This is a genomic window from Candidatus Ornithobacterium hominis, assembly GCF_951229915.1.
Taxonomy (GTDB): domain Bacteria; phylum Bacteroidota; class Bacteroidia; order Flavobacteriales; family Weeksellaceae; genus Ornithobacterium; species Ornithobacterium hominis.
The window spans coordinates 874,122-898,085 of sequence record NZ_OX579588.1 but is presented as its reverse complement, the minus strand read 5'-3'; the positions used below and the strand labels follow the sequence as shown (position 1 = coordinate 898,085).

Here is a 23,964-nt window from a genome sequence, read left to right as displayed (position 1 = left end):
AGAATAATCGCCTCCTTGGCGTTTTCGTTTACTTCACTAACAACTTCTTAAGTTGAACTTGCTCACCTTTGATACGCTCTTGCTGTTCTAGTTGCAGAGCTTGCTCGTAATCAACTACCTTTTGTTGCATCAGCTGAATCGCTTTGGAATTGCGATGTGTGACAAAAATGCTGTCGAGATGGGCGAAATCTTTACCTGTGGCTTTGCCTTGCATACGAAGGTAGCGGTAGCGGAGGTTGTAATCGGGGTTCTGGCGCAAGCGGTTGCCTTCCTCATCAAGGTTACCCATCGCCTCGTCCATCTCCTCACGGCTCATGGCAAAGTCGTCATTATAAACAAAGTCCTTGCCCGTGTTATAAGGCGGGGCAATATAGATCATTTTTACTTTACCGAGGTAAGCACGCTGGAGGAGCTTTAGCACTTCTAGATTATCCCCTTCTATGTAGAGGTTCTCTGTGGTCTCCCAGTCTACACTGTCCTCCACAACGGGGCGTAGGGTCTGGCGTGTAGGCTCCGCTGCTGCTCGCTTTGCCGCCTGCTTGCCCACCCATTGAAAGCCAAAGTTCTCCTCATCGACATCACACCCAACAGTTCACGGAGCACATCAAAATTTACCTTCTGTGTCAGCTCGCCATCTGCCCCACGTACCTCCGTAAATGCTGAGGGGGCTATTTGTTTTAGTGTCTCAAGCGTAAACTCGCTATGCGATGCTGAGGTCAGGGTTTGTTTCTTTATTTCCATATTGTTTTATTCCTTTATTCTTTCGTTTCTAAGTACTTTTTTCTTTGATTAATCTGGCTACTAGTTGCATCTGCTTATCCAATGATTTTTCCTTATCTATTTTTAGTTCCAGAGTTGTTCAAATAATTGTGTATAGTGTTCACTAAAGGGAGATTCTGCTTTTTGTATCATTGTATAGGCGTTGTCACCTCGTTCTACTCCGAGCTCTACAGTAGTGAATCCAGTTAGCGGCATATAAGAGCAGTTGTCCACTACGCCAAAGCCCATCATATTTTCTTTAGTCTTATTTGACTTGAACTTGACCTTTCGACGGATCCACTCTGCACATTCTCGTGCAATAGCCTTTTGTGTCAATTCGTTACGAAGTTGGATTTCAAACTCACTTCCTATAAGACTACGCTCTCTATGCAAACGAGGAATATAAAATTCGCGTTGAACTTTACTTGTTTTCTCTGCTATAAAGGTAGGTGAAGTAAAAATAAACCTCAGCTCTTCCACCCTCTCTAGCTCTTTCTTAAGTTCTTGAAAAGCATAAATAGAAAAACAAGATGCCGCAATAGAAATTCGGCTACCAGAACTCAAAGTCGAGCGAAGATCTTCAGCTAATGTTTTATGAATATTATCAATCAGCTCCTTAATTCCTATTTTGTAGAGACTAATATACGATAAATAAATCTTTTAAAAACAATCAAGAACAGGCATTTGTTTTATCTGATTCTGAATTATCTAAACTTCTTTCTCTCTCAACACCAACTATTAAAAAGGCTTTAAAAAAACTTGAGGATTTAAGTTTTATTTCAAGGAATCGAAAATCAGGTAAAAAAACTATTTATACTATCAATAATGAGATTGATGGAATTCAAGAAAAAACTCAATTTACAATGCCAATCGAAACCCAAAAGTTCAAAGAAAATTCAGAAACAAAAAAAGAAAATTCATTTTTACTAACGAAAGAAAATCCAAATAAGTTTGCACAGGAAATTCCAACTGAGGAAGAATTTTTAGACTACGCTAAAACTATTGAAACTTATAAAAACGCATCAAATAAAAAAGAATTAGATAGTCTTATAAGAGCAAAATATAATAGTTGGAGAGCTGATGGTTGGAAAAAATATGAATTAAAAAATACTGATGAGAAAGATATAGAAGAGCAAAAACTTGATATAAAAATTCAGCCTAATCAAATAATAGAGGATTGGAATACTATAACATTATCAAAGATTTGCAAGTAAGTGATGTAATTACTACTGCTATCTGGGAAATGAAATTAAAGAAAGTTGCTGAAGGAACTGAAGATGTTAAATTATTTTATAAAGAAATCACAGATTTTACAAACAATATTGTTCAAGATATCTTTAGTAAAGATACCAAACTAACCTCTATAACAACTGAAAGAAAAACCCTTGGAAAATGTCCTAAATGTGGTAATGGAAATATTTTAGAAGGAAAAAAATCGTTTGGTTGTACAAATTGGAAAAAAGGTTGTGATTTTACAATATGGAAAACCATTGCAGGAAAAAAAATATCTGAATCAGTAATTCAAGATTTAATTAGCAAAAAAGAAACAAGATTATTGAAAGGTTTCAAATCTAAAGCAGGCAAAAGTTTTGACGCTAGGTTAAAACTTAATAATGAATTTAAAATTGAATTTGATTTTAATAAATAAACCAATGTAATGCGATACTTCATAATATTTGTAATAATCACTCTTTTTCTATTTTCATGCAATTTAAAAGAAATAGAAAGTAAACTACCTGATAGAGAAATTGATTTTGTGATAGTTGAAAAAATCATTCTAAAAAACAGTAAAGGAGGAGATATTTATTTTTTCAAATCAAAGAACACAATAATTGAATGTAACCCTTCTGATTACCTATACTACAATATAAATGATACATTGAATTTAGTAATTCACTCGGATGGGTTTTTCAAGGGTGTGGTTTTCAAAAATAGAAAATCTAAGAGTGTATTCAATTTGGTGAAAAAAGAGGGTAAAGCAGTTCCGAGAGATTCTTTTTAACTCGTAAAAAGTAAAATAAACTGCGGTAAAAATTACTGCAGTTTATTATCAACTTAGAAAAATTATTTAATTTGAATATCTTTGTAAAAAGATTAATATGGTTACTGGAAATCGTCAATTTATAACAGATAATAATGGAACGCCGTTATCTGTAGTTATTCCTATTCAGCAATACAATGAAATTATAGAAATTGTAGAGCAATACAATAGAGAATCCAAATTTAAGCCAACTCCTGAAGAAATGGAGAGTTTAGAAATATCTAATCAGCAGATTATTGAGGGAAAAACAATAAGTAGCATGGATTTATCTAAGAGATTAAAAGATAAGTATGGAAGTTAGATGGACCGAAGAAGCTGCTAAAAAGCTTGAAGATAACCTTGATTTTTGGATAGAAAAAAATAAGAGTAATGAATATTCTTTAAAAATAATCCAACAGGTAGAATTGGTAGAAAAAGTGATATCTGAAAACCCTTATTTTTTAGCTAATTACATTAAGTCGCTTAATTTGTATAAAAGAAATTTTTTCAATGGTAAGTTTTCTCTGTTATATGAGGTGATAGAGGAACAAGGATTAATTTATATTAAATTATTCCGCAGTAATAGAGAAAAGCCGATAGATTAAGTATTTTTTTTAATCAAAGGCTTGAACATATCAGGTTTTTCAAAAAATATAATTACTTCAGGAGTGATTACATTAATCACGGTTCCAATGAAAGGATTATCTTCAATTTCAGTAATTTTAGCCTCAATCCAATCTTTCTCGCCTGTAACTTGAGGAGCTACAAGAACTGTATCATCAACTTGAAATATATAGTTATTTTTTTCTGCTTTCATAATGGATTTTAGAAAATCAAACGGGTAAGAAAACTTAACCCGAATGATTTGATTTTTACAGAAAAATTCTGCGTATAAAGTTCACATTTTGGCTCTTCTCAAGGTTGTCCTCACGTTGCCTCTTTGTCCTTCCTTAATGCCCCACAAATATATAATTTTTAAAAAAACAATTAAAAGCGATTTAATGGCTTTTTTCTTCAGGTAGAGTATTTACATCTAATTTAAAAAAAATAGCTTAAAACGGCTAAAAACACCCTTAAACAACCAAAAAGGAGTTACTCAAATAACGTACATTAGATTTAATGATGTTTTTGAGTCTTATGGCACGTAGGAGTATATTATTAGGTGAGTGCGTGTTAGTTACAAAGAAATAGCAGGGAGCAAATCGTTGTTTTCTTCTATTCTAAGCATTCTCACATCTTTCACACAGGTAGAGAACCAAGGATATTGTTTTGCTAATTTTTGGACAGCAAGAACACAAGTAACTGCATCAATTGTATTACCACCGAAATAAACGCTTCCTTGCTTCCATTCAAATCCGTTACTAATCATAAAATCCTTGATTAGCTTATAGGCGTTATGATATGTAGTGCCTTCATAATTTTCATTAAGGCAATTCGTGTCTAAATCAAATAATATTGCATACATAATGCAAAGATAATCAAAAGTATTATAAAAGCAACCAATAAAACAAAGTTGAGTATTATAAAAGTAACCAATGAGTGGCTTTGCCCTCAATTTAAGGACACTCAACTGCCCCACGCCTACAATAATTATATAAATGATTGTGTGACACAAATCTATATTTATTAAAAAAGCCAGATACAGTTCGGGCTTTTTAAACTTAAAATATAATTTATTATTTATTCAAATATTTTTGGTATAATAAAATCTTTATTACGTCTTTTTAATTTTAAATAATAGTATTCAAACTTAATGGGTTTGTCGCTAACCAAAACAGGTAGTTTTAACTCTACATGATTATCGTCAATATATTCAACTTCATAGATAAAGAGTTCCCCTAACAAAGCGAATTTATATTTATTATTACTTGAATGCTCCGCCTTTTTCCAATTCTCATCAATTTCAGATCCACCAATAGGTACTTCACCATCCTTACTAACAAAATATACAGCTGATTCAGTAAACTTATAACCAGTAGTTTCATCTAATTTTCCTCATCCACCCAGCTGCCCTGAATCCATGCTGGAGGAGAATAAGTATATTTATTCTTTTTATTCTTTACAACTTCTTCTATTCCGTCATCATTGTTACACGAAGTAATAGCGGTAAAGCTAGTTCCAAGCACTAAACATAGTGCTAATGTTCTTAAATTTGTTTTCATTTTAATTTATTTTATTATTTATTTAGTTCATTAATTTGATTCATTACAGTATTTCTTAATCCCATGGGGTTACAAATTTTATAAGCTTGATAAGCTTCCCTAACTGTTTCTTGAAATAGATTTTTCATAAATAAATCAAATTTAGTTAAAAATACAATGTATCCAAACATTATTAAAGCTAATATATAAATAAACAATTATATATTTATATAATTACAGAAAAGATTTTAATATTTATATCATAGTAATTTGCAATATTTTATAGAATACTATTTTTTTTGTTCTTTTATCCAAAGTGTTTAAAAACAATTTGTTGATTTTTATAATTTATTATCATTTTATTTTTTCTGTTATTAACTTATATAACGTTAATATTATTTTTCTACTAGAGCCCTAGGAGCAAAATAAAATTTAATAATATATATTTATATAAATAATTAATTCTATATTTGTATAAATATATAATTATCTAAATATGTCTATTATTACATTTTCACATCAAAAAGGGGGCGTTGGTAAATCAACCCTAGCATTCAATGTTGCAAAAAAAATATATGAATCAGCAAATGTTTGTATTGTTGATTATGATAAACAGGGTAGTTTATCACAGGTATCAGATATGGTGTATTTTGACATCTTAGAAAATGTTCTACCTGAAGAATTGCCAGAATTAGACTATGATTTCGTATTAGTTGATACGCCACCATATTTAGCAACCAACTTGACTAAAATTTTTGAAGTTTCAGATATAATCGTTGTTCCTACACGTGCTGGGATTTTAGATTTATTTGCAATAAAAGGAACAATAGATTTAATAACAGAAGCGAAAAAACAAGATAATGCCCTTATTGTGTTTAATCTTATTAAACATAATACGACGATTACACAAGATATTGTAAATGAAATGAAAACCTTCAATATAAAAATAGCAGAAACAAAAATTCAGGATTTGGTTTCATTTACACGGTCTATTCTAGTTGATACTTTAGATTCTAAAGCTCAAGATCACATTGATAATCTAACTGAAGAAATCCTTAATATGATTATATAAATATATATTTATATATTAGAAAAAAGATTTTATATGAAAAAAGATTTAAGCAGCTTGATAAAACAAGCTCAAGTAAAGAAAATAGAACCAAAAAAGCAGGAAGTGAAACCTGTGAAAGAGAGTGTAATGAAAAATGAAAAGGCATTTTCTCTCTATATTGATATAGATATTTTGAAAAAATTAAAGCTTTTATCAATTGAAAAAGAAAAAAGTATGAAAGATTTAATTAATGAAGCAATAATAGAATGTTATTTTAAACCATAAACAAACAAAGCGAGAAGCTATTGATTAATTAATTACATTTGTGAACTGAAATTATGGCAAAATTTATACAAAATATAATTGACGAAATAATAGACCAATTAAAAACAAATGCCTCTTTGCAAATGAAAGATGCAGGTATAGAATTTAAAACAATATAGCTATGCTTCAAAATATTAAAATAGAAGGATATAAGTCTATCAAAAAAATGGATTTAAAACTAAGTCCAATAAATATTTTGATAGGTTCAAATGGCGTTGGTAAATCCAATTTTATTTCTTTTTTCAAGTTGGTCAATAATATTTATGAGCAAAGACTTCAGCAATACTCATTAAAAAGTGGTGTGGACAACTTGCTACATTATGGTAGAAAAAACACAAATGAAATTAAAGGCTATTTAGATTTTGGTAATAATGCTTATGCATTTAATTTGTTACCGACAGATAATGGTACTTTCTTCATCGGAAAAGAGGATAGTATATTAAATTATCCAACTAATTACAAGAAATCTTTTTATGATGAAAATATCAAAGAAAGTCAGATAAAATGCTCGTCAACTCAAAGAAACAAATACCTAAGTGAACACCTTGAAAGCTATAAAATATATCATTTTCACGATACCAGTAGTTCTGCACCTTTACGAACCAAAGCAAATACAAATGATAATAGGATTTTAAAAGAAGATGGTGGCAATCTACCAGCTTACCTTTATTATTTACAAGAGAAACACCCAATGAATTTCAAGCGAATTGAAAGAACCATTCAATCGGTTGTTCCATTTTTTGATAGGTTTAATCTCTCGCCTGCTTTTTTGGATGAAGAAAAAATTCTTTTAGAATGGACGGAAAAAGAGCATCCTGAAACTTATTTTAATGCCAATCACTTATCTGATGGTAGTTTACGTTATATAGCATTGGTTACCTTATTGATGCAACCTAGATTGCCTAAGGTTATTATCATTGACGAACCTGAATTAGGATTACATCCAACTGCTATAAATAAACTTTCAGGTTTAATAAAATCTGCTGTTGCAAAAGACTGTCAAATTATCGTTTCTACTCAATCTGTAACACTGCTGAATAACTTTGAAGCAGAAGACATAATTACAGTTGATAAAGAAGATAACCAATCTGTTTTCAAAAGATTAGATAAAGATGGGCTAAGCAATTGGATAGAAGATTATTCTATAGGTGAATTATGGACGAAAAGTATCATTAAAGGACAGCCACTATGAAAAGATTATTGATTATTGTAGAAGGTGATACTGAAAAAGAATTTATCGATAAAGTATTAAGTCCTTATCTATATACAAAGGGATTGCAAAGTGTAGATTGTTTTAAAATAAAACATACAAAAGGAGGATTAACGAAATATCAGCATATAAAAACCGATTTGATTAATTGTGTTTATGAAAACAATGTTTTGGTTTCCACAATAATTGATTTTTACGCCTTACCTAAAGATTTTCCGAAATATGAAGATGCTAAGAGAATTGTGAATAAAGATGAACGCTTATCTTTTTTGGAAACAGCGATTATTGAAGACATAGAAACTGAAAAAGGTAAATCTTTTCCAAATTTACTACCATACATACAACTTCACGAATTTGAAGCTTTGGTTTTTTCCTCAATTGATGCTATCAGAGCTTTGTATTCAGAACACGATGCCAAATTCTATGAAATAGAACAGGTAATGGCAACATACCCGAACCCAGAAGATATTAACGACAGTCCTCAGACAGCACCTTCAAAACGCCTTAAAAACAACCAACTAATTAAAGGTTATAATAAAGTTAATGATGGGATAATGATAATTGAAGAAGCAGGTATTGATGTAGTGTTAGCAAAATGTCCAAGATTCGGTAAATGGGTAGAAAAATTAATTGAAAAAGTGAAACAATGAAGTTAACGTTTGATTCTAACCTACAATACCAACAAGACGCCATAAAGTCTATAACTGACTTGTTTGAAGGTCAACCTTTAGAAGATTCCATAATGGAATTTAACTTAAAGGAAGAAGGTACTTTAGACCTAATCAATGGTGTAAGTAACAATCTAATCTTGTCAGAAGAACAAATATTGAAAAACTTGCAATATATTCAAGACCAAAACGAGAAAAAGGAAAAAAGAATTGGAATTGCTTAAAAAATCTTGTGAGAAGAACCCACAGAATTTTGAGTTGATTCAAGAGCTTTTGACCTTACAGAAAAATAAATCTCTTTTGAATCGCAAACGTGGATTAAAAGAAGATATTGAAACAAGGATTGAAGAATATCTAAAAAATTATTAAATGCACTATATAAAAAGGAGCGTATTAAACGCTCCTTTATTAAGCTAAAAGCTTATCCCTTACATTCTAAATCTTTTTAGAACATCACAAAATTATATAGACAGAAAAAAAACAAATAGTTTTTATTTTATGAATATTTTTCTTATAGAAGTTTGTTTAATTTTATCTTCTCATGCTTTTTTTGAAAATTCATCTTGGGATTGATTATTATCAATTTCAATATGTTTCAAGTCTTTATCCTCTCTTAATTTAAAAAAAGTTTCATTTTCTATATTGTTTCTTAGTTCTTTAAAGAAAATTAAATTTAGCGAGTCCACTTTTTTTATAAAATTTTTAAATCTATTGCAGTTTGGACACCAATTGTCATAAAAAACAATAAATTTATTCATTAGTTTTGAAATAAAATAAAATAGTTAAAGTTGAAATAATACTATATAGAATGATGTAAATCATTGATTCTTGTTTACCTACTGCTAAAAAAACCATATATGAAAAAGCTAGTGATGTAATTATTGAAATAATAGCTAAAAACATTTGCATTTTTTGATATGCAGTTTTCCTATTTCTATTATTTATCTCGATTGGATAATTTGCATATTTGGGATATTTGATGCCCAAAAAAATAATAAATATTAATAAAAAATTAGCAAGCATTGCATAAATTAAATTTACTTTATTTCCATAACCATTTGGTTTTCCTGTGATGTCAATATGAGTGATAATTTCATTTGAAATATTATCATAATTTGTAAAAACGAAATAACAATTCAGAATTAAAATTGAAACAGATATTAAGAAAACTATTAAGATGTTTTTTTTAATCATAATAAATATTTTTTAAAATTAATGTTTTGGTATGTAGGATAGAGAAATAAAATTAAACAAGCAGTTATAGAAAAAAAGAAAGAAAATATGCCGTGGAAAATAATTATTGAAAAATGAAAAAATATTCCTATAAATAAAATTATTTTACGATATTTTAAATTAGCGGTTAAACCAAGAAAAATTAATATTTCGAGTATCAAAACAGAATATGTTATGAATGATACAACAAAAGAGTTACTTAAAGCAAAATTAATACTGTTTGAGATAATTATAGGCATACCAAAAACTGTATGATTCCACCAGTAATATATTGCTGTACCATCTGCCCATTCAGGAACAAAATATTTACCAACAGAAGCCTGAAAATAAATTAAAGCAACCTGTAATCTAATAATCCAAATTGTAATAATTGGAATTATACCTCTTACAGATATTTCATTATTCATTTTTTCCCAGTGATTCTTTCTTTTATCAAATAATAAAACAGGTATCAACATCAAACTTATTACTGCATTAATTTGATCTCCACCATCAATTATTGATGAAAAGTAAAGAAAACTAATTGCTATCCACCAATGCAAAAAAGATGTGATTTTAAACCAAAAGCCAGAAATTACAATCGCTAAAATGATGATAGCTAAATACTTCATTAAATTCAAATGGTCGTAGCCAAATAGTATGAAGAAATTGTATTTATTTAGAGCTACTGATTCATTTAGTAATGGATTAACTAAATTACCATCATTATACTTATGGACTAAAGTATTAATATCAGTTGAAAGTAAGGTTAGCAATAATCCAAGTGCTAATAATGAACGAGACAGTCCAACAACATTAGTGAATGGACTATATTTTTCTGTCAGTAATCTAATTCGATTTTCTATCTTGAATTCTTTGTGCATATAAAGTTTATTTTTATCATTTTACAAGGCATATTTATTTTATGAATATTTTTTGACCAAGCCCACGGAACAGCTTTTTGATAAACAACAATATAATCACCACACAAAATTGGGTCGTACATTTTATTTTCAAAATAAAAAGGCTTTAGTTTATTTACATCTTCAATAATATGGTTTGTTTGATAGTTGAATATAGTGTCATAGTAAAGTTTTTTGGGTATCTCTTTTTTTGCAAATTGTAATTCTCCTAAAATTTTAGAAGGTTTTCTATTTAAACCAAATAAATTGTAAATATTTGCGTGTCTTTGATTAATTTCTTCATATTTGTTTTCATCATTTTTCTTATACAATATTATTTGTGCCTCACGTGGGCTTCTTGTAAAGAAAGCCCACCCTTGAGGAACAAATGAAAAAAATCTGTTTTCTATATTATTGTTAAATTTAACTGGGTTTACTTCAACAAAATAGAACATCATTACAAACAATAATATACCAATTGGAATTATGTATAAGAAAAAGATAATTGAAAAAATATTTTTATTTATCCTATGGCTATTTGGTCAATTAATATTTCTGTCTTTAATAAATTATCCTGACTTACTGGTTTAATACCACGATATTGCTCAATTTTAGTACTTTCCAATTTTGGCCCCCAAAAAGCAGCTTTGAAATATATCAATGCTGTTACACCAATTGTATTATGTGCCGCAACTGCAAAATCACAAATGCACTTATCTAATTCACTATCTGCATAAATGTAAATATTTGGCGACTTTAAATTTGTTCTACAAATCCGTCCAATTGCTTGAATGATATATTTTGAAAAATGCTGTTTTATGTTATAATTCTTATACAAAAATCCATTGTTTGGACTTTCGGGTTTAATAGTTGTATTGGAAGATGCTAATAAATGTTTAAAAGCAATAATAACTTGATGTTTTAGTTGTTTTATTGAAATCGATCCGACTTGTGCTAAAAATTCTAATTGAAATAGATATTTGATAAAACCTTCTTCATTCAAATTCAAGTCTATCTTTTGAATAATATGTGTAGGTTTATCTAAGTAAATAGCGTTTATATCGGTTTCATTTTGAGTATTCCAATTTTCCGAATTTTCGTCTTTTACATTTATCAGTTTTTCGGGAGTTGGAGAAATGAATTGAAGATTTTGTCCTGCACCCATTGTCTGATACATAGAAATGATAAAAACCTTTTTGCCGTTTTCTAATTTATTTATACTAAAATCTAGAGCTTGATTGAAATTATATGTAGGAATTTCAACTTTTTTCTTTTCAACTTTTTTCTTTTCAGGAATCCACCCACTTTCTAGCTTTCTCTTCAAAGCTTCTCTCAAAACGATTGCTTCTTCAAGCCTTGAATCATAGTCTTTTTGCTTATTAATATCTAAAGAGAATCTGTGTGGATTTCCTCCATTAAATCTAAACCATACATACCAGCGTTTACCTTTTGTTCCATCAGGATTTTGGATAGGATAATCTTTAATTTTCGGTTCGGTAAAGTAGTTTTTGTATCGCATAATATTCAGTGCGACGCCAAAAGAGATTGAGGGCAGAAATTGTTACGATTTGTAACTAAATTTAATTTTTACACTTTGTTAAACAAGCTGAACCCCTTTTGCAGTAAGGGATTCAGTAATTTAACTGCGGAGAGAGAGGGATTCGAACCCCCGGAGGTGTGACCCTCAACGGTTTTCAAGACCGCCGCATTCGACCACTCTGCCATCTCTCCAATAATTTTTGTAAACAACTTAATTTGTTTGCGGACTGCAAATGTAAGAAATTATTATTTATAATTCCAAATTAAATTTCAATTTCTGTCGTTATGGCTAATAAATTTTCTGAAATTCTCCCTTTTCTGATTAATTTCATGTCATTGTTTACGCAGAGATAATTTTGCTTGCATAAATTGTAAATACAACATCAACTCATTGAATAAGAATGATATAAATTATTTTAAAACATCAGAGATATCTACTTTTCTTCCTCTTTTCATCTCCTCTATTCAAGGTAAAATGGAAATCTTTTTTTCACATTTTATTTTAACTTCAAAGTCTTAAATTCACATTATTCCCTACTTTGAATATAAGTTAAAAAAATGTTTTTAAGGAGGGCTGTTTCTCTAGAAAAATTTTTAAAGCCTTAAAAAAAATTAGATTAAAGCCATTTCAAAATGGATGAAAAGGCTTTTTAATCTAATTAATTTTCGTTCTAAATATGAATTACTTCATCATAAGCAGCTGCTACAGCTTCCATCACAGCTTCAGATAATGTGGGGTGTGGATGAATCGTCTTTAGAATCTCGTGTCCTGTTGTTTCTAGTTTACGAGCGGCTACAGCCTCAGAAATCATTTCTGTAACGCCATTACCAACCATGTGGCAACCTAACCACTCGCCATATTTAGCATCAAAAATAACTTTGATGAAGCCTTCGTTATCTCCATTTGCTGTTGCTTTTCCATTAGCGGAGAAAGGGAATTTACCTACTTTTATCTCGTAACCAGCTTCTTTGGCCTGAGCCTCGGTATAGCCTACAGAAGCGATTTCTGGTAAACAATAAGTGCAACCTGGAATGTTTTTATAATCAATTGGGTTAACTTCTAAACCTTTAATTTTTTCTACACAAGTGATTCCTTCAGCAGAAGCTACATGTGCTAGTGCCTGTGTTGCTAAAACATCGCCAATTGCATAATAACCTTCTACATTGGTTTTGTAAAAGTCATCGACTACAATTTTACCTTTTTCGGTTTTGATTCCAACTTCTTCTAATCCAATGTTTTCAATATTTGAAGTAATTCCTACGGCCGATAAAACGATATCGGCTTGCAAAGTTTCTTCTCCATCTTTAGTTTTTACTTTTGCTTGAACTCCTGAGCCTGAAGTGTCTACCGATTCCACAGAGCTGTTGGTCATTACTTTTATTCCTGATTTTTTGAAGGATTTTTCTAATTGCTTACTCACTTCTTCGTCTTCCACTGGGACAATCCTTGGCAAGTATTCTACAATGGTGACTTTCGTGCCCAAGGTGGCATAAAAATAAGCAAACTCAACGCCGATGGCTCCAGAACCTACTACAATGATTGACTTTGGCTGATTGGGTAAGTTTAGCGCTTGTCGATAGCCTATGACCTTCTCTCCATCTTGTGGTAAGTTAGGTAATTCACGAGAACGCGCTCCTGTTGCTATAATGATGTGATTTCCTTCGTAAGTTTGCTCTCCTCCGTCGTTTAGAGCCACTTTTACTTTTTTATTTTTTTGAAGTGTCGCTGTACCAAAGATGACATCAATTTTATTTTTCTTCATCAGAAACTCCACTCCTTTACTCATTTTCTGAGCAACATTTCTACTTCGTTGTATAATGTTTGGGAATTCGTAAGAAATATTTTCAGGTTTATTTAAACCAAAATCTTCAGCATGATTTAAATATTTAAAAACTTGTGCACTCTTCAGCAAAGCTTTGGTGGGAATGCAACCCCAGTTTAAACAAATGCCGCCTAAATTTTCTTTTTCGATGATGGCAGTTTTAAAACCTAACTGAGAGGCGCGAATGGCTGTCACATACCCGCCAGGGCCACTACCTACAACTATAATATCATATTTCATACCTAAAAATTTTTTATTTTAGTGAATTGCGAATTTACACATTATTAATTTTTATCACTAAATCTTCTTTCATTTTCTTTGAATAATCAACATTTTAATATCTTTATACTAGAATTAAAGTATGCTAATCTTCGGTAAAAGAACAGATATTGATTTCCATATTCCCGCTGCAAAGGCACTAGACGCTAGCCTATCACAAGCACGAGAACTGCTAAGCAACTTGGTAGATGATGGCGAGAGCTACATTGGGCTAAAGGATGATGAATGTACCGTAAAATTCACTGCCGTAAAAAACTATCTTTTCTTTATTGAAGTTCCTTTGGAAGAAAAATTCGGAGCTAAAGAAGCTTACTTCAGCCGTACCAAAACATATAATTTATTAGTAGAACTTTTTGAAGGTAAAAAAATTAATGATATTAGCGGTTTAGTTTTTAAATCTTATTTATGAAGCACTGGATTTATGCAGCAAGGCTTAGGACTTTGCCACTCTCGCTAAGCGGAATCATTTTGGGCGGGCTCATTGCTGCTGCTGATGGTTTTTTTGATGTTTTAGTTTTCTGTCTAGCACTTTTCACTACATTGTGTTTACAAATTTTATCTAATTTTGCCAACGACTATGGCGACGGAATCAAGGGAACAGACGCACACCGCACTGGCGAAGCACGCATGGTATCTTCAGGTTTGATTTCTCCTCAGCAGATGAAAAAAGCCACCATTCTTTTCTCTTTTTTAAGTTTTTTCAGTGCTTTCATTCTATTAGTCATTGCATTTTTACCCCAGCATTGGGATTTATTTTTAGGCTTTATAGGCTTAGCTGCCTTAGCTGTATTGGCTGCAATCTTTTATACCGTGGGCAAAAGCGCCTATGGCTACCGTGGCCTAGGAGATTTATTTGTATTTCTTTTTTTTGGTTTAGTTGCAGTTGTAGGCACACACACGCTTTTTGCCAAAGAAATTCATGCATCCATTTTTTTGCCAGCCACCGCCATCGGTTTATTGAGCACGGCCGTTCTGAATTTAAATAATATGAGAGATGCTCAGCAAGATAAAATAGCCAATAAAATTACTATACCGCTGATGTTGGGGCAAAAAAATATAAAGATTTATCATTTTATATTACTTTTTTTACCTTTTATTTTAGGCTTAATTTTTCTTGAGAAAAGACCAGAAAATTCTCTAAAATATCTATTTTTACTATTAGTAATTCCCACTTATTTTTTATTCCTAAAAGTTTCAAAAAATAAAAATCCAAAGAAATTAGATAAAGAATTGATATTCACATCTTTGCTAACTCTATCCTTTGCTTTACTATTCGGTTTTGGGCTTTTATTCGGTTAAATCTTTTATCTTTGTTTTAAATCAAAATTCAAATGCTCATTATAGGAATTGCCGGTGGAACAGGCTCAGGAAAAACCACTGTTGTCAACAATATTTTATCTCAGCTCAGTTCTGAAGAAGTGATTGTAATTTCGCAAGATAATTACTATAGAGATTCAGCTCATTTACCTTTTGACCAACGAGTTGCCATCAATTTTGACCACCCTAGAAGCATTGATTTTGAACTCCTAACGCAGCACGTCTCCGCCCTCAAAAACGGGAAAAGCATTGAGCAGCCAATCTATAGTTTTGTAACACACAGCCGTACGAATGAAATTATTTTGACTCAACCCAAAAAAGTCATCATCGTAGAAGGAATTCTAGTCTTGACTCATCCCCCATTACGTGAATTATTTGACATCAAACTCTTTGTATATACGGACTCAGATGAGAGGTTGATTCGGCGAATTAGAAGAGACATCCAAGAAAGAGGCAGAGATTTAGAAGAAATTTTATTACGCTACCAAAAAACGTTAAAACCTATGCATGAGCAGTTTATAGAACCCTCAAAGAATTATGCAGACATTATAATCCCCAACGACCGAAAAAAAAACAATGTAGCCATAGAAGTCCTAAGCTCTGTGATTCAAAATAAAATTAATTTTTTTGAGAATGGAAAGTAATCAAAAAACCAGAGTTTGGTACACATTTTTGTGGAATAAGTATTTTTTGTTCGGTTTACTTTTTGTAATTTGGATGACTTTTTTTGACCAAAACTCATATCTTTTACACCGTGAATTAAATCGAGAAATTGATAATTTAAAAAAAGACATTGAGTATTATCAAGAGAATTTAAAGCAAGAAAAAGCTGAAATCAACTATCTAGAGCATCACCCCGAAGCTTATGAAAAACTAGCTCGAGAAAAATATCTGATGAAGCGGGAAGATGAAACTATTTTTTTGATAGAGCTCAAAGACTCAATTCCTACCAAGTAATTTTCACTTAAAAAAAATGTTATAAAACCGATTTTAAAACTATTATTTTTTTTAAGCCTTAAAAATTTTTAGAAAAAAAATCTTTTGCTATGAATTTAGAGCTTTTAAGACCCGAAGTTCAAGAATGGATTTCTTTGAATTTAAACACCCCTTTACATCAACTAGCGTTTCAAAAATCGCCATTCTCAAACATCTCCACACTAGAGCTTTTGACACAAATCAAAGGAAAAAAAAAGCTGAAATCTAAAGTAGAATGGCTCTCAAAAAAAGACAACATTATCTACCCGCCAAGTTTAAATTTAGAGCAATCATCATCTTGGTCTACTGCAAGTTACAAAGCTAAGCTTTTCAGAAATGCTTCACAGATTTCAGACCTCACTGGCGGATTTGGGATTGATAGTCTTGCTTTCGCAGAAATTGCTCCTGTGGTTCATACTGAGCCTGATTTAGAATTGCAAAATATTGCTAAACAAAATTTTAAAACTTTAGAAAAAAACATTCAATCTCATCATTTATCTGCAGAAGAAATTATTGAGAAATTCCCTCTGTCAACCCATTATTTTATTGACCCATCTCGCCGAGATGCAAATAAAAATAAAGTTTTCTTGATGGCTGATTTAAATCCAAATCCTGTAGAAATCATGAAAAAAATTCAAGGCTTTAAAAAAATAGTGATAAAACTTTCGCCTTTATTTGACTTGACGGTTTTGGCTGATTTTTTCTCTCAGGCAAGTTGCTTTCATGTGGTGGCAGTGAAAAATGAGGTGAAAGAAATTTTGGTAGAAATCGACCAAGAAAATAATAATCACCTGAAAATCAAAGCAATAAATTTAGATACTGACGATGATATTTATCAATTTTATTGGCAAGAGAAATACCAGCCACGGAAGTTTTGTGGTGTAAAAAAATACCTCTATGAGCCAAATGCTGCCATCCAAAAAACACAAAATTTCCTAAGCCTTGAAAAAAATTTTAATTTAACCAAACTAGCTCCTCACACGCATCTTTGGACGGCGGATGAGTATTTTAAAAATTTCCCAGGTCGGGTTTTTAAATTTCTAAAGCCTTTAGAAAATTTTAAAAAAGAACTGAAAAACAAGTCTATACAGGTTATTCATCGTAATTTTCCAGAAAAAATTCATGTCTTGAAAAAAAGATATCAATTCCATGCAGATGGGCAAAATCCTGTTTTCTTCACTTCAGATTGTGAGAAAAGCATTTGTTTCTGGGCAGAACAGATGAGGTAAATAGCTTCCACAATTATCTTCAAAACTAATCAAACCAACAAATCAATGAAGCTCAAATAAACCCAACTTGAGTACATCAATCCCGTAGCGTTGTAATGAAATTTCAATGTTCTTTTGGCGGAGATATGCTCTCATTATTTCAACGCTTGAATGTCTTTCTGTAATTTCAAAAGAGCATCGCTTGATGGCGCTTTTTCGTTGATACTTTGTGCGATTACTTCATCACGCAATTGCTCTGAAGTAAAGTTTTCGTTCAGATTTTCTTTACAATTTTTTATGAAATTTTGCGTCATATTTTTTGCACTAAAAATCAGTTGCCACGTATCAGGATGAATGTAAATTTGCTGACTTACGTTATGCTCAAACTCTTCTTGTATGGTCTTGATGAGGCTATATTCATACAAATTGGGATTCTCTAGCAGGTCTACCCGACGTACTAACTGCGTGGGACGAATTCGCTCAAGAAAAATAGCCATCCGTTCATAAGCTTGTAATTGATAGACATTTAATTCAGTGGGATGCTTATTTTCTGTAAAATTTAATAAATTTTCTAAGGCTCTTAAAATTTTTTCAAAATAATAACATAAAATAGCCGCTATTAATAAAACTGGCACTAAATATTTGAGAAGTTCAAGTAAATCAATCATTTTACAAAGATAAGCTTCGGTCTAAATTTTAGAAAATTTTTTAAAGCTTTAAAAAATATTTTTGACATTATTTAAATTTCACAATCAAAGTATTGTTAATAAATTAAAATAATAAAATAAATACATTAACAATGTGAATTTCTTTTAATTTTAAGTGAAATTAGTAAAATTCCTATTGTTTTTATTATATTTTATGTTATATCTTTGTTTTATAATCAAATTATATTATTTTTTATGAAGACACTTATTATTTTATGCAGTTTTTTTGCAATAATGTTTTCATCTTGTAATAATGAAGATGATTCACAAAGGGTAGTAATAGATCCAACTGCACTGGAGTTAAATAGTTTTGATGAGTTAAAAACATTAAAATCCGGAGTTGAAATTGCCAAGAAAGGAGATGATTATATCTATCTTGGCGATATCTTGCTTTCTGCCAAACAACTTAAAAAATTAGAGGAAACTGGTTCCATATTTCCTGAGGAATCTTTAACCGAAGAAAATAAACCCGCTCACGTTACAAATGGTAGACCAATTAGTCCAGTTTTTGGAGTAAATAATCTACCATCTGACGTGGGAACCTATGCAGTAGGGGGAAGTCCATATCAAGGTATGTTTTGGGCTATGTTGAGATACACTTTTAGTCCTAACTTGAGTAATTATCAAAAAGAACAAATACTTGATGCTATTTCTCACATCGAAGAATTAACGAATGCTAGATTTTATAATGCTACTGGGGAGCCTACAGTTCACCCTACTTATGGTTTTGCTTACCCTTATGTAGAGTTTACTCCGTCAGATGTTAACAATTCTTATGTTGGAAGAATTGGAGGCAAACAAATTCTTAATTTATATAATTTTGATAGAGGTACTATTGTACATGAAATATGTCATGCATTGGGAATGTTTCATGAACAATGTAGAGCAGATAGAGATAGTTATATTACTGTTCATTACGATAACATTAGTTCCCAAAATAAACATAATTTTCAAAAAGAAACACGTAATTATTATATATTAGGAGATTTTGATTTTAACTCCATAATGTTATACTCGTCTTATGCTTTTGCACTGGATTATTCAAAACCAACATTGACAAAAAAAGATGGTACTGATTTTTATGCAAATGGAAGTGAATTATCTGATATGGATAGAAGATTTATAAATACATTTTATTTGCCTTTCAAAGCCAGAGAAGATGTTTGTGTAGAACTTGATAATGTTGTTTATGATAGCAATAATAATCCTATAAGCGAAGAACAAAGAGTACAATTGGAAAAGCGTTTAAATATGAATAGATGTAGTTATCCACTTCCTTAATTTTAAAATATTAATTTCGATGATAATAAAAAGAAGATATTTGATTCTTGAACATCTTCTTTTTGTATATACAGCGATTACAAAAGTAAAATATATACAGATTATCTACAACAAAATAATAGTTTAAACTTTTGAATTATAGGAAGATAATCATTGAATTAAAAGTAATTTATATTTTAGGGAAAGTTGTGTATATTTGCGTGTTAGCAGAAATTTTTCACCAACAACATTCAGAATAACAATGAAGTATTTAATATCAATTATTTTTCTTTTTGGCATTTTTCAGACAAATGCACAAACCAAAAAAGAAATTGACAATGGACTTTATGTCAATTTCCCTAGTGAACCAGAGTACAAGACGACTAATTCAGCTTCAACCTATGTGACAAAATCAGAAAATTGCATTTTTATGGTTCTTATACAACGTAATGCAATTCCTAATTATGCTGAATATGTGAAAGCAAAACAAAAATGGTCTGCTTCAGAAATTGCGAAGGTTGAAAATTCATTTTTGGACAATGCGGTTAAAGGAAAACTTGATTATACAGGAAACAGTGGAAAAGTAAATTCAATAAAAGTCGGTAAATTTAGTGGGAGAGAAATTTCATATTCGGCTATAAATCCAGCAAGTGGAGAAAGAGGAATGAGACACACAAAACTATTTTTAGTTAGAGATAAAGCAATAAGTTTTGAAGTTTGGTATCTTAATGACACTGAAACTGCAGAACAAGAAAGAGATTACTTTTTAAACTCTATAAGAACTCAACAATAATGGAGAAATACTTTATATCAAAAGGTACAGAAAAAAAAGGACCATTTTCAATAGAAGATTTATTGAAAATGGAAATGAAATTACAGAGGATTACTTAATTTGGAAAGACGGATTTGAAAAATGGATTCCAATTTCAGAACTTGAATTATTAAAACCTCATATCATAAAACTTCCACCAGAATTGCCAATTACTAAAAATGAAAATATAGGTTTTGACTTCAAAAAAAATCTAAAATTGTATGGTTTAGTTTTTATTGGGTTATTTATATTGTTATTTATTTTTAATGGAGGCTTTAGTGATGTTCACGACTTACGCAAAACATACAGAGGAACTAATTATTATGGAGAATATAAAACAGGTTTAGAGTTACGACAAAATGTAGCTTGGTATTCATTCACACGAGCTTTAATTTTAACTTCAATCTTTGTATTAATTTTGTACATAAGATATAGCAAAAAAATACCTTTTATATCAAATATTAAAATCAATAAACCAATATTTCTTCAATCACTTAAATTATCGGGAATTTGGCTTTTAATTTTATGGATAGTTGTATTTCTTATTATGGGAGGCTATAAAAATGAATATGATTTAGAAAGTAGTTATGGCTATGGTGAAAATGCAATTTATGGAGGAGGAACTGTTATAAGAAAAGCACTTGTTATGGCTTCTTTTTTAATATCTCTTGGCATTGCGTTATTAGCTTTATTCTTTACCTATAAAAATAAAATAAAAAATGTTAACAAAGGAACAAATCAAACATCTTAATTCTATTTCAGATTATGGAAAGTTTATCCATAGAAATACAAATAAATTATATGTTTCTCCAACCGAGTATTTAATAGGTATTGAGTTTGAGAACAAACAATTTCTTTTCAATTTACCAAAAGAGACAAAAATTGAGTGTTTTGAACTTTTAGAAAATGGTAAGATAGATGATAATAAATTAACAATTCCACTTATGGAATTAAAGATAATAACTTCAATAATTCGCAAGGACTTTGATGAAATATTTTATGTTGAAAACTAAAACTTCTGCTAACAAGGTATTGCCAAAAGCGGGGCTGAACGGCTTCGATTGGACATTTCTGCAAGGTTCAACATTCGTTCTTCGATTGAACTTTTGTGCTAAAATTCCCCGCCTTTGGCAATACCCAACCCGTTGTGGTGCATTATGACCAAACCCACAACCTTAATTTCCTGAAATTTAAAAATTCATTTGTCGAAATCAAAAATATTATCACATTTGTATTATTCAACTTGTTTAATACAAATAAAATAATAATGAAAAATGATAAAAAACTAAATGAATTATTGCTTTCTTGGGAAAACACATATAAAAAAGGTCAATTGACACTTTGGATTTTTATGGCTCTTCAAGAAAGCAAAAAGTATGTTGATGAAATTAAAAACTTCATTGAAAAGAAATCGGACGGAACAATTAGTTGCGAAGAGCAAAGTCTATACAGAGCATTGAGAAAATACGAGCATATATAATAGCTTTTGCATCAATTAATAATATTTTTAATAATAAAAATCAATCATCAGTTTATTATAATGAAAATTATACGCAAGAATCATTTAATTATTTTCAACAAAGAACTTTATATTTTGGTATGCAATTAAGATTTTAACCAAATACTTGTAAATTTGTGCTTTAACTATAAAATATTATCATCATAGCATCAACATCAGAAACAGGACACGTAAAAAATGTAGCCAACCTTCAAAACCTCATTTCATTTTGTACAGGATATGGAACCCCTACAACCCCGCACTTGAAGATAGTGGGTGGGCAATTAACAGTGAATCCTACAAGTGCTTAATAAAACCTCGCACAACATCATATTTCTATACACAAGGTTGAATTTTAGCAGTAGAAATATTTATTTTTATAAAGCCTTAAAAAAAATTCCCCGCTTCTAATTTTTTTTAGCAATTTAAATCTCTTCAAATAAAAAACCCACACGATTGCCCGTGTGAGTGATTTATCTTTAAATTTTAAAAGTCAAAACTTCTTTAGTATTTAAAGCAAAAATTTATTAAGCCTTAAAAAATTTTACGCTTTTTGAATGATTAATCCTTCATCTGTTTTCTCGATGTTGATGAGTTCCTTTTTGCGCAATGATTTTGTGATTTTATCCCATTTTTTGTTAGACAAACCACTCTTTTCTCTGATTTCTTCTAGAGCATAAGCTTCAGTAGTTTCTAGCAAGACGAGTAAATTCTTTTCATCTTCCGTCAATTCCATCTTTTTCTTCTCGGGTTTCATTTGAGGGAAAAATAAAACTTCTTGTATGGATTGTTGGTCGGTCAAAAACATAATCAATCTATCCATCCCGATGCCTAGACCAGCCGTCGGCGGCATGCCATACTCCAAGGCTCGTAAAAAATCTTGGTCGATGAACATGGCTTCGTCATCACCTTTTTCGCTCAATTTCAATTGCTCTTCAAATCGCTCGCGTTGATCTATCGGGTCATTCAACTCAGAATAAGCATTAGCGATTTCTTTCCCACAAACCATTAATTCAAATCGTTCTGTGACGCCTTCTTCACTACGGTGCATCTTGGTCAGCGGGCTCATTTCTTTAGGATAATCAATAATAAAAGTAGGCTGAACATATTGATTTTCACATTTTTCACCGAAAATTTCATCAATAAGCTTTCCTTTCCCCATTGTTTCATCTACTGCCAAATTCATATTTTTAGCAGCCTTTCGCAATTCCTCCTCTGTTTTATCTTTAATATCAAATCCCGTGTGTTCTAAAATTGCATCTCGCATAGTGATGCGCGGATAAGGCGCCTTGAAATCAATTTCTTGCCCGTTAAATATTGCTTTCGTCGTTCCGTTAACCTCTCGTGCACAGTGCTCTAGCAATTGCTCTGTAAACTCCATCATCCAATGATAATCTTTGTACGCCACATAAATTTCCATCGCTGTAAACTCTGGGTTGTGCGTACGATCCATTCCCTCATTTCTAAAGTTTTTAGAAAATTCATACACACCATCAAATCCACCTACAATCAAACGCTTGAGGTACAATTCATTAGCAATTCTCATATACAGAGGAATATTCAGTGCATTATGTTGCGTGATAAAAGGTCGCGCCGCAGCCCCGCCAGGAATCGGTTGCAAAATCGGTGTTTCAACCTCAAAATAACCTCTGTCATTAAAGAAATTACGCATCGCTGTAAACAGCTTACTCCTTTTATAGAAAATTTCTTTTACGTGCGGGTTGACAGCCAAATCCGCATAACGCTGGCGGTAACGCATCTCAGCATCAGTAAAGCCATCATGTATATTCCCTTCGCTATCAGTCTTAGGCAAAGGCAGAGGTTTCAGCGACTTACTCAGTAGTGTAAAATCTTTTACCATCACCGTTTTTTCGCCAACTTGGGTTGTAAAGAGTTGCCCTTCTATACCTATAAAATCGCCAATATCCAGAAGTCTTTTATAAAGTTCGTTGTATTTATTTTTATCCTCTCCTGGGCAAATTTCATCACGGTTAAAATAAATTTGAATTCGCCCTGCAGCATCTTGCAATTCAGCAAAAGAAGCTTTGCCTTGAATACGCCTTGCCATCAATCGCCCAGCTAAGCTAACTTTCTTTCCTTCTTCAAAGTTTTCTTCAATACTTTGAGTCGTATCTTTCACCTCATAAGCCTCTGCTGGGTAAGGGTTGATACCCAAGGCTTTAATTTCGTTTAATTTATCTCTACGGATTTGTTCTTGTTCAGATAATGTCATAATTTCATTTGAATTTACAAATTTAGC

33 protein-coding genes and 1 tRNA gene are annotated in these 23,964 nt (G+C 31.1%); 19 read left to right on the top strand and 15 right to left on the bottom strand.

What is annotated here, in order from left to right:
* Positions 1-28 precede the first annotated feature (28 nt).
* From QOX03_RS04205 to QOX03_RS04195, 3 genes are all read right to left on the bottom strand, one after another.
* Positions 29-379: a hypothetical protein gene (locus QOX03_RS04205; protein WP_283671641.1), complete on the bottom strand. Its 351-nt coding sequence runs from the start codon at positions 377-379 to the stop codon at positions 29-31.
* Positions 380-428: 49 nt separating this feature from the next.
* Positions 429-551, bottom strand: a complete 123-nt coding sequence (locus QOX03_RS04200) for a hypothetical protein (RefSeq protein ID WP_283671640.1) — start codon at positions 549-551, stop codon at positions 429-431.
* Positions 552-843: 292 nt separating this feature from the next.
* Positions 844-1,323, bottom strand: a complete 480-nt coding sequence (locus QOX03_RS04195) for a phospholipase D-like domain-containing protein (RefSeq protein WP_283671639.1) — start codon at positions 1,321-1,323, stop codon at positions 844-846.
* 299 nt (positions 1,324-1,622) lie between these two features.
* On the opposite strand from QOX03_RS04195, the gene QOX03_RS04190 reads away from it, so the two are divergent.
* The 4 genes from QOX03_RS04190 to QOX03_RS04175 all read left to right on the top strand — a co-directional run bounded on the left by QOX03_RS04190 (position 1,623) and on the right by QOX03_RS04175 (position 3,384).
* Positions 1,623-1,973, top strand: a complete 351-nt coding sequence (locus tag QOX03_RS04190; RefSeq protein WP_283671638.1) for a hypothetical protein — start codon at positions 1,623-1,625, stop codon at positions 1,971-1,973.
* Positions 1,937-2,407 carry a topoisomerase C-terminal repeat-containing protein gene (locus QOX03_RS04185; RefSeq protein ID WP_283671637.1) on the top strand — a complete coding sequence of 157 codons (471 nt, stop codon included), beginning with the start codon at positions 1,937-1,939 and terminating at the stop codon, positions 2,405-2,407. The genes QOX03_RS04190 and QOX03_RS04185 overlap by 37 nt, the downstream gene beginning before the upstream one ends.
* Before the next feature lie 451 nt (positions 2,408-2,858).
* A complete protein-coding gene (locus QOX03_RS04180) occupies positions 2,859-3,101 on the top strand; it encodes a RelB antitoxin-like protein (RefSeq protein ID WP_283671636.1) in 243 nt (80 codons plus the stop codon).
* Positions 3,091-3,384 carry a type II toxin-antitoxin system RelE/ParE family toxin gene (locus QOX03_RS04175; RefSeq protein ID WP_283671635.1) on the top strand — a complete coding sequence of 98 codons (294 nt, stop codon included), beginning with the start codon at positions 3,091-3,093 and terminating at the stop codon, positions 3,382-3,384. Before QOX03_RS04180 ends, QOX03_RS04175 begins: the two co-directional genes overlap by 11 nt.
* On the opposite strand, the gene QOX03_RS04170 is transcribed toward QOX03_RS04175, so the two are convergent.
* The 3 genes from QOX03_RS04170 to QOX03_RS04160 form a co-directional block, all read right to left on the bottom strand.
* Positions 3,381-3,596 carry a transcriptional regulator gene (locus QOX03_RS04170; RefSeq protein WP_283671634.1) on the bottom strand — a complete coding sequence of 72 codons (216 nt, stop codon included), beginning with the start codon at positions 3,594-3,596 and terminating at the stop codon, positions 3,381-3,383. The genes QOX03_RS04175 and QOX03_RS04170 overlap by 4 nt on opposite strands.
* 360 nt (positions 3,597-3,956) lie before the next feature.
* Positions 3,957-4,244, bottom strand: a complete 288-nt coding sequence (locus QOX03_RS04165; protein ID WP_283671633.1) for a virulence factor — start codon at positions 4,242-4,244, stop codon at positions 3,957-3,959.
* 520 nt (positions 4,245-4,764) lie between these two features.
* Positions 4,765-4,941, bottom strand: coding sequence for a hypothetical protein (locus tag QOX03_RS04160; RefSeq protein WP_283671632.1), 177 nt, complete (start codon positions 4,939-4,941; stop codon positions 4,765-4,767).
* 475 nt (positions 4,942-5,416) lie between these two features.
* Between QOX03_RS04160 and QOX03_RS04155 the strand changes: the two genes are divergently transcribed.
* The 5 genes from QOX03_RS04155 to QOX03_RS04135 all read left to right on the top strand — a co-directional run bounded on the left by QOX03_RS04155 (position 5,417) and on the right by QOX03_RS04135 (position 8,397).
* Complete coding sequence (locus QOX03_RS04155) at positions 5,417-5,992, top strand: AAA family ATPase (RefSeq protein ID WP_283671631.1); 576 nt, start codon at positions 5,417-5,419, stop codon at positions 5,990-5,992.
* Positions 5,993-6,025: 33 nt separating this feature from the next.
* Complete coding sequence (locus QOX03_RS04150) at positions 6,026-6,256, top strand: hypothetical protein (protein WP_119059827.1); 231 nt, start codon at positions 6,026-6,028, stop codon at positions 6,254-6,256.
* A gap of 160 nt (positions 6,257-6,416) precedes the next feature.
* Positions 6,417-7,487: an AAA family ATPase gene (locus QOX03_RS04145; protein ID WP_283671630.1), complete on the top strand. Its 1,071-nt coding sequence runs from the start codon at positions 6,417-6,419 to the stop codon at positions 7,485-7,487.
* A complete protein-coding gene (locus QOX03_RS04140; RefSeq protein WP_283671629.1) occupies positions 7,484-8,155 on the top strand; it encodes a DUF4276 family protein in 672 nt (223 codons plus the stop codon). The genes QOX03_RS04145 and QOX03_RS04140 overlap by 4 nt, the downstream gene beginning before the upstream one ends.
* Positions 8,152-8,397 carry a hypothetical protein gene (locus QOX03_RS04135; RefSeq protein WP_283671628.1) on the top strand — a complete coding sequence of 82 codons (246 nt, stop codon included), beginning with the start codon at positions 8,152-8,154 and terminating at the stop codon, positions 8,395-8,397. The genes QOX03_RS04140 and QOX03_RS04135 overlap by 4 nt, the downstream gene beginning before the upstream one ends.
* 315 nt (positions 8,398-8,712) lie before the next feature.
* Here the strand turns inward: QOX03_RS04135 and QOX03_RS04130 are convergent, their stop codons facing one another.
* The 7 genes from QOX03_RS04130 to lpdA all read right to left on the bottom strand — a co-directional run bounded on the left by QOX03_RS04130 (position 8,713) and on the right by lpdA (position 13,889).
* A complete protein-coding gene (locus QOX03_RS04130; RefSeq protein WP_283671627.1) occupies positions 8,713-8,931 on the bottom strand; it encodes a thiol-disulfide oxidoreductase DCC family protein in 219 nt (72 codons plus the stop codon).
* Positions 8,924-9,367 carry a DUF1648 domain-containing protein gene (locus tag QOX03_RS04125; RefSeq protein WP_119057529.1) on the bottom strand — a complete coding sequence of 148 codons (444 nt, stop codon included), beginning with the start codon at positions 9,365-9,367 and terminating at the stop codon, positions 8,924-8,926. Before QOX03_RS04125 ends, QOX03_RS04130 begins: the two co-directional genes overlap by 8 nt.
* Positions 9,364-10,269: a sporulation-delaying protein SdpB family protein gene (locus tag QOX03_RS04120; RefSeq protein ID WP_283671626.1), complete on the bottom strand. Its 906-nt coding sequence runs from the start codon at positions 10,267-10,269 to the stop codon at positions 9,364-9,366. Before QOX03_RS04120 ends, QOX03_RS04125 begins: the two co-directional genes overlap by 4 nt.
* Entirely contained in the window at positions 10,248-10,745 is a 498-nt protein-coding gene (locus QOX03_RS04115; RefSeq protein WP_283671625.1) for an SdpA family antimicrobial peptide system protein, read from the bottom strand. Before QOX03_RS04115 ends, QOX03_RS04120 begins: the two co-directional genes overlap by 22 nt.
* Before the next feature lie 65 nt (positions 10,746-10,810).
* Positions 10,811-11,806 carry a hypothetical protein gene (locus QOX03_RS04110; protein ID WP_283671624.1) on the bottom strand — a complete coding sequence of 332 codons (996 nt, stop codon included), beginning with the start codon at positions 11,804-11,806 and terminating at the stop codon, positions 10,811-10,813.
* A gap of 127 nt (positions 11,807-11,933) precedes the next feature.
* Positions 11,934-12,018, bottom strand: a tRNA-Ser gene (locus QOX03_RS04105).
* 479 nt (positions 12,019-12,497) lie between these two features.
* A complete protein-coding gene (gene lpdA / locus QOX03_RS04100; RefSeq protein ID WP_283671623.1) occupies positions 12,498-13,889 on the bottom strand; it encodes a dihydrolipoyl dehydrogenase in 1,392 nt (463 codons plus the stop codon).
* 121 nt (positions 13,890-14,010) lie between these two features.
* On the opposite strand from lpdA, the gene QOX03_RS04095 reads away from it, so the two are divergent.
* The 5 genes from QOX03_RS04095 (at position 14,011) to QOX03_RS04075 (ending at position 17,449) form a co-directional block, all read left to right on the top strand.
* A complete protein-coding gene (locus QOX03_RS04095; RefSeq protein WP_119059802.1) occupies positions 14,011-14,337 on the top strand; it encodes a hypothetical protein in 327 nt (108 codons plus the stop codon).
* Positions 14,334-15,227 (top strand): 1,4-dihydroxy-2-naphthoate octaprenyltransferase, encoded by an 894-nt coding sequence (menA, locus tag QOX03_RS04090; protein ID WP_283671622.1) that lies wholly within the window; start codon positions 14,334-14,336, stop codon positions 15,225-15,227. The genes QOX03_RS04095 and menA overlap by 4 nt, the downstream gene beginning before the upstream one ends.
* 32 nt (positions 15,228-15,259) lie before the next feature.
* Positions 15,260-15,889 carry a uridine kinase gene (udk, locus tag QOX03_RS04085; protein ID WP_283671621.1) on the top strand — a complete coding sequence of 210 codons (630 nt, stop codon included), beginning with the start codon at positions 15,260-15,262 and terminating at the stop codon, positions 15,887-15,889.
* Complete coding sequence (locus QOX03_RS04080) at positions 15,879-16,202, top strand: FtsB family cell division protein (protein WP_283671620.1); 324 nt, start codon at positions 15,879-15,881, stop codon at positions 16,200-16,202. Before udk ends, QOX03_RS04080 begins: the two co-directional genes overlap by 11 nt.
* Before the next feature lie 89 nt (positions 16,203-16,291).
* Positions 16,292-17,449 (top strand): O-methyltransferase, encoded by a 1,158-nt coding sequence (locus QOX03_RS04075; RefSeq protein ID WP_283671619.1) that lies wholly within the window; start codon positions 16,292-16,294, stop codon positions 17,447-17,449.
* 134 nt (positions 17,450-17,583) lie between these two features.
* Here QOX03_RS04075 and QOX03_RS04070 read toward each other — a convergent pair whose 3' ends face one another.
* The gene (locus QOX03_RS04070; RefSeq protein WP_283671618.1) at positions 17,584-18,096 is read right to left on the bottom strand and encodes a DUF7935 family protein; all 513 of its coding nucleotides are present in this window, start codon (positions 18,094-18,096) and stop codon (positions 17,584-17,586) included.
* 234 nt (positions 18,097-18,330) lie between these two features.
* Here QOX03_RS04070 and QOX03_RS04065 point away from each other — a divergent pair, with 234 nt between their 5' ends.
* The 5 genes from QOX03_RS04065 (at position 18,331) to QOX03_RS04045 (ending at position 21,686) form a co-directional block, all read left to right on the top strand.
* Entirely contained in the window at positions 18,331-19,416 is a 1,086-nt protein-coding gene (locus tag QOX03_RS04065) for a M12 family metallopeptidase (RefSeq protein WP_283671617.1), read from the top strand.
* Between the two features lie 241 nt (positions 19,417-19,657).
* Complete coding sequence (locus QOX03_RS04060) at positions 19,658-20,188, top strand: hypothetical protein (RefSeq protein WP_283671616.1); 531 nt, start codon at positions 19,658-19,660, stop codon at positions 20,186-20,188.
* Between the two features lie 181 nt (positions 20,189-20,369).
* Positions 20,370-20,957, top strand: coding sequence for a hypothetical protein (locus tag QOX03_RS04055; RefSeq protein ID WP_283671615.1), 588 nt, complete (start codon positions 20,370-20,372; stop codon positions 20,955-20,957).
* Positions 20,926-21,219 (top strand): hypothetical protein, encoded by a 294-nt coding sequence (locus QOX03_RS04050; RefSeq protein ID WP_119059863.1) that lies wholly within the window; start codon positions 20,926-20,928, stop codon positions 21,217-21,219. The genes QOX03_RS04055 and QOX03_RS04050 overlap by 32 nt, the downstream gene beginning before the upstream one ends.
* 254 nt (positions 21,220-21,473) lie before the next feature.
* Positions 21,474-21,686, top strand: coding sequence for a hypothetical protein (locus tag QOX03_RS04045; protein WP_283671614.1), 213 nt, complete (start codon positions 21,474-21,476; stop codon positions 21,684-21,686).
* Between the two features lie 562 nt (positions 21,687-22,248).
* On the opposite strand, the gene lysS is transcribed toward QOX03_RS04045, so the two are convergent.
* Positions 22,249-23,937, bottom strand: coding sequence for a lysine--tRNA ligase (lysS, locus tag QOX03_RS04040; protein WP_283671613.1), 1,689 nt, complete (start codon positions 23,935-23,937; stop codon positions 22,249-22,251).
* Positions 23,938-23,964: the final 27 nt, after the last annotated feature.